This is a genomic window from uncultured Traorella sp., assembly GCF_944327115.1.
In the GTDB taxonomy this organism is placed as follows: domain Bacteria; phylum Bacillota_I; class Bacilli_A; order Erysipelotrichales; family Erysipelotrichaceae; genus Traorella.
This window is the reverse complement of the sequence record NZ_CALVGS010000097.1, coordinates 1-5777: the sequence shown is the minus strand read 5'-3', so window position 1 is coordinate 5777 and position 5777 is coordinate 1. Positions and strand designations below refer to the sequence as shown.

Here is a 5777-nt window from a genome sequence, read left to right as displayed (position 1 = left end):
TTTCTTGGAATGATGACCACTTCCTCATTGTAGGAGTATTCTAAATCCAGATTTCTTCCAAAATAACAATCACCATTTCTGTATATAATACTTGTACACATAACCATCTTCCTTTCTTGATTAGTATGAGTTCTCACTCTTTTTATACTCTTATATCTGATGTATAAGATTTATATTTTCCCCTTTTTTATATTTTTCATAAAGAAAATGAATATCATATACATTCAGCTTTTGATTTCGATGCTTCTTTAACCACTTCTTCAATTCATCAGGATCATACATCATCGTAAAGCCTGTCTGAAAATAAATTCCTTCAAACTCAATGATCCGCCATAAGTAATATTTATCAATTAATTTTGAAAAACTTAGTCCTTCATCAATCATTTCAAACTCTTTTCCATCCATTAGATCCTTGACCCTGATTTTTCCTTCTTTGGAATTCTTATCTAAAATTTTAAAGATACTTACATAGCTTTCTTGCATCGCTTTAAAAAAAGCCTTATTCCGTTCACTGCGCACTTTATGATGATCGAGATAATAGGTACTCATATCATAAACCAACTCATTTGGATAAAGGATCATATCAATAAAATAACGATTATCTAAATTATCATATAGATTTAATCTTTCTAATTTATAAAATAGTGAGCGTTGTTCCCTATTCAGATTATCAATCGTATCTTCTTGTAATTCAGGATGATCCTGATAGAAATCAATCATTTTTTGTCCTAATGTTTGGTGTAATTTTCGTATATTCCTATATTGTTTGATATGAGGCAACTTACCTAATCGATTTTGATGCTGATGAAGCATAAGTTGTTCCAATCCTTTATATATCTTTATCAAATTCTTTAATTCTTTATCTTCCATAATAGATCTCCTTATTTCTCTGTGATTCTTCACTTATAATACTAAGTATTTCCTCAGCAAATATTTCATCCATAAATCGTGTGCTGTAACCTTGAAAACTATTTCTCCCAAAGAAGTCAAAATTACTGTACCATACAATTCTTCGATCAATAACGATAAAATGTTTATGATGCTTACAGTTAATCATTTTACTACCTAATCCTTCCAAATGACTTATGATCTCATCACTATGATTTTGAATATCTGCCATGAAATATATTTTAACATTTCGGTGCACTTTTTCCTGAAGCAACAGAAAATATTTTTTTATCTTTGATACTTCATATTTCACATTCATGATAACAATCTCTTTTTTTGCGTTTTTTATATCACTTATAAATATTTGCTCATAATCATTACCGTCATAAAGCATTTGTGACATTTCAATTGTCTGATCATCATCTTCTTGCAAATAGTAGCCTTCTCTTTGGTACTGTTTCAATCTTTTCTGAAACATGGATTCCATCATAGGTATATTAATATCGACATAATCGTATACTTTTACAATATCTTTTCCTTCATAATTTCGATGTATACGACCTGTATACTGTATGATCCTATTTTCAGCGGATACAGGCATCACGAGAAATAGAGTCTTTAAGGAAGCCATATCGAATCCTTCTCCAAGCAATTTGCTTGTTGCAATTAAAATATAATTTTCATCATTTGACAAGTTACGGACTTTTTTTATGATTTCAGCTCTTTCTTTATCTTTCATAACACCACTTAGAGCATAAACATGTTCACCTAAATAACGTATCATTTCATATAAAATTGACACATGTTCAACTCTTTCCGTAAGAAGGATGATCTTACCATTTTCTTTATATTCCTTTGCAACATCTTTTAAAATCAAATAGTTTCTGGCTTGGTTCCTCATCAATTCATCCAAAATACCGTTATATTGTAAGTCCTGATCTAACATACGAACTGTCGTCATTCTAGGTATGAGTATCTGTTTAAAAGTATAATTCGCCTGAATCTCATGAGAATTTGTAATATAACGTAAAGGTCCGCAGAACATATAAACAACTTTTTCTAAACCATCTGTCCTCTCTGGAGTAGCAGAAAAACTATATACATATTTAGCACTTAAATTACGTAAAACACTTATAAAAGTATTACTGGCTGCATGATGACATTCATCAATAATGACAAGCCCATAATTCGATAATATTCCTTTGCTGTTTTCAAGCTTGGCAAGAGAAGCTACGGTTGCAATATCTATATTTCCATTTAATCTTTTCTTTGTTCCATTATATACACAGACGAAACGATCTTTTTTTAATTTTGTTTGAGGATACGTTAGAAATTCATCAATTCGTTCTACCCACTGATTTTGTAATTCTTTTGTAGGAACGATCACCAAAGTATTCAGCTTTATTTGACTCATGATATAAATGGCCATTACTGTCTTCCCAAATCCGGTAACAGCTTTCATTACTCCCATTTCATATTTCATCAATTTATTGACCGGTTCAATTTGATTTTTTCGCAATGTTTTTTTAAAGTTAATCTCTATGGGTTTCCCATTTGATGTCTGATCTTCAACATTTATAATAGCTTCAGGAAATACCTCATGTATCTTTTGTTTGATGCCCCTTGGTAAATATAAATTTTGGTCACCCTCTTCAAAATAACATAATACTCTTGGTGTTGATCCTCTGTATATTGGTTTTTTCATATTTTGTAATGATCTGTACTCAGGATTATACATAGAAGCAAGACGTTTCAATACATTAAGCGTATATGTATTTAATGTTTTCTTTTCTATGCACAGCATTGTGTTTTCAATCATATCAATTTGTTTTGTATAGGCTGTTTCTAAATTAAAGTTAAAGCCAATTTGCATTTTATCAAAGAAATAATCATCTTTAGACTGATTTCTTAATATTGTATCAACGAGTGTTTCGCTTACTTTAGGAATTGTCATTAAATATTCAATAGGCTGTTCAATAACTTGTTGATATTCATTAATAAAGGCACTGTTTCCTTTTATATAAGCATCATATCTTAAAGGCAATGCAATTAGATTTCCAAAACTTCCTTGAGGTACTCTATCTTGATTAGGAAACATACGGTCAAAAGAATCAAATTTTAATTGTTTATTTATCTCCATTGCCTCCTGTATAAAAAGCATCATTAAATTTCTTGCTTTCATTGCACTTATTGCTTCTTCAAAAAATATCCATAAATGTCCACCTAATCCTGAAGACGAACGTTCCATCAACGGATAGATACCATGCTTTATAGCTATCTTATATACACTATACATATCCTCAAACCAGTCATTTTCATCGAAATCAAGTGCAATAAGAAAACAAGAATTATCTAAATTTAAAGGATATAATCCAATACCTATATTATTTTTATTACCATTAAAATGATTTTTAACGATATCTCTTGTTAATTTTTCAAAATGTGCAAAGCTACAGTTTACACAGTCTGCTTTTCCTTTACCTTTTACACAACCTTTACTGAATTCATTTAAACAAGCTGGACACCATCCATATACCTGTTTTTTTGTGCGATAATACCTTTTCGCATAGACATCATTTCTTCCTTTAAAGTAGTCCATAAAAATATTTATTTTCTCTGAAGCAGTTAAAGTGTGCTTCTTATCAATAAAAACATAGCCTCTTTTTCTAAGTTCTTTTTTTAGAAATTCATTTTCTTTTTCTAATTCTATAATTCTTTGAGTTGTATCCAACATAAAAATCTCCAAAAATATCTACTATCATAGTATCTTTTTTTGGAGATATTTACAATCATCTTTTAAATTAAATTTTATAAGAATTTAATTCACTAATAAAAGCTCTTCTTCTAGAATACTGTTCTTTATATTGATAAATGAGATAATCATCACTGACCGTATCACCTTGTTCATATAAGATATGTGATAACACAATAATTAAAATAGCCGGTTTATAATAACTGTATCGATAATTTCCATTAAGAATACTTTCACATCTTCTCTCAATCTCTTCAAAAATCCACATCATAAGTTCTTTCCTTTTTTCATGATTAATTTGAATATGTTCTTTCATCTTTGGAAATGCTTCTTCAAATATCTGATCTTTTCCACAATTGAGTCGTCCTTTTATTTCATTAATTAAAGTTTGCTCTGCTTTTGTTTTATGTGATGAGTGTTTTTTCAAAAGCAAAAGCAGTAACGGTAGTATGATCCCTTTAAGATTATTTCGCCAGCCGAGATAATGATGATCTTCTTTACATTTTTGAAGTGCAGGATCTATTTCTCCTAACATGAACATATAAAGAAGCTGATCATCTTTGCTTAGATTGTTATTTGTTTTTATTTCAGATAAGGCAGTTTCAAGGATAGAAGTATCAGAAGATTGATGTAACTGCATCAAATGATAGCCTGTTGGATCTGAAATAAACGCCTCTAAAGAAAAGTATTGCATATCTTTTTCATTGTGAAGTGCAGTTGCTGCCTGATATGCAGTCTCAAAAATTGCACTGCGTATCTTTTCATTTTTATCTATTTGCTTACTTGCTAATTTTGCGGCTTCTACACATTTCTGATACTCTTTATTCAAATATTTTTTCTTACAATATTCCTGATAAAGATAACCTGACAGATCTTTTGATTTTTGAGCTGTTTCTAAAAGATACTCTTCATCTTTTAGATATATGCAGGCATCGATAAGTAATTCTGCATCTCTTTTTTCTGTCTTGTTTAGAAGAAAATTGTACCAGTTCTGTATAAATTCATTTTCATTATCTATTTTCTCAGGCCCATAATATATGACATCACTTATTTTAATATCATAAAAATCAGATTGTAAAAAACAATGATATATTTTTGTAAACTGATCTTTGTCATGATTTGATTTAATTATAAGATAAAGATAAGTGAGCATAAATGTTCGCATATCTATTGTAATCAAATCTTCCTTATCTAAATCAAATATTGTTAATGCATCTGAATCATATTGATAATCACTTTGATTAACAAAGAAATTTAATCCCAATAACAGTTCAAATAACTTATATGCTTTATCATATTCTTTACACATCATCATTGAAAAACCAAGATCAAATATATTATCAATCATGTTCCCTATTTTAAAAGGATCTCTATAGATAACTTCATAATCACTCTCCCATCCTCCTTCAGGATAATATTTATATTCTTCTGCTTCAAAATATATTTCTTCATCATCAATCTTTCTACACCACTCCATGATTTCATCATAATATAGACTACTCTTTATTTCTTTGCCTGTCAGACTTGAAATAAAGGCTTCCCTATCTTGAAGTTTACCAATCCTTGCCTGTGCATAAATCCATTCTTTTAGCTGCTGTTCGTTCATTTGATTGAGAATGTTCTCTACTTGTGTCAGATAACCCTTTGTTTCCATCATGATCTCCTTTATTTACAATTATAGTTTAGATTAAAATATACCATTATTCATGTATAATTGAAGATTATTTTAATGTAATTTTTTTCATTTATTGTAAATTGTTTTCACTCCAGATATAATATTATTATTAGTGAGGTGAGCTTATGTTTTATGAAAATGTCGCATTAATTAAAAACAACGTCAGTCAGAAAAGACTCTATCAGGGAGTAAAAGAAATCTCTTCTTATCATCGTATCCAGGCTTCCACAGGATTTAGAAAAGCAGCCCGGCATGCTTTAGAAATGCTTCAAGAAAGAGGAATCGAAAGTCGTATCCTGGAATTTGAAGCAAGAGCGGATCAATGGTATCTGGAGCAAAAGATGTTTCAGGAGTGGGATTGTAAAGAAGCTTATTTAGACTTATTAGGTGAAAACACACAACGCTTATGTGACTTCAGTGAGGAAAAATGTTCCATCATCCAGAAAAGCTATCCATGTGATT

5 protein-coding genes are annotated in these 5777 nt (G+C 29.9%); 1 reads left to right on the top strand and 4 read right to left on the bottom strand.

Annotated features, from left to right (window positions below; all coding sequences use genetic code 11):
- The 4 genes from Q0K35_RS08575 to Q0K35_RS08560 form a co-directional block, all read right to left on the bottom strand.
- A partial coding sequence (locus Q0K35_RS08575; RefSeq protein ID WP_294562263.1) for a linear amide C-N hydrolase occupies positions 1–101 on the bottom strand: 101 nt, incomplete at its 3' end.
- A 49-nt stretch (positions 102–150) separates the two neighbouring features.
- On the bottom strand, positions 151–870 hold the full coding sequence (locus Q0K35_RS08570; protein WP_294562261.1) for a hypothetical protein: 720 nt from the start codon (positions 868–870) through the stop codon (positions 151–153).
- Complete coding sequence (locus Q0K35_RS08565) at positions 860–3622, bottom strand: DEAD/DEAH box helicase family protein (RefSeq protein ID WP_294562260.1); 2763 nt, start codon at positions 3620–3622, stop codon at positions 860–862. Before Q0K35_RS08565 ends, Q0K35_RS08570 begins: the two co-directional genes overlap by 11 nt.
- Before the next feature lie 67 nt (positions 3623–3689).
- On the bottom strand, positions 3690–5294 hold the full coding sequence (locus tag Q0K35_RS08560) for a hypothetical protein (RefSeq protein ID WP_294562259.1): 1605 nt from the start codon (positions 5292–5294) through the stop codon (positions 3690–3692).
- 146 nt (positions 5295–5440) lie between these two features.
- Between Q0K35_RS08560 and Q0K35_RS08555 the strand changes: the two genes are divergently transcribed.
- On the top strand, positions 5441–5777 hold a 337-nt coding region (locus tag Q0K35_RS08555; protein ID WP_294562258.1), incomplete at its 3' end, for a hypothetical protein.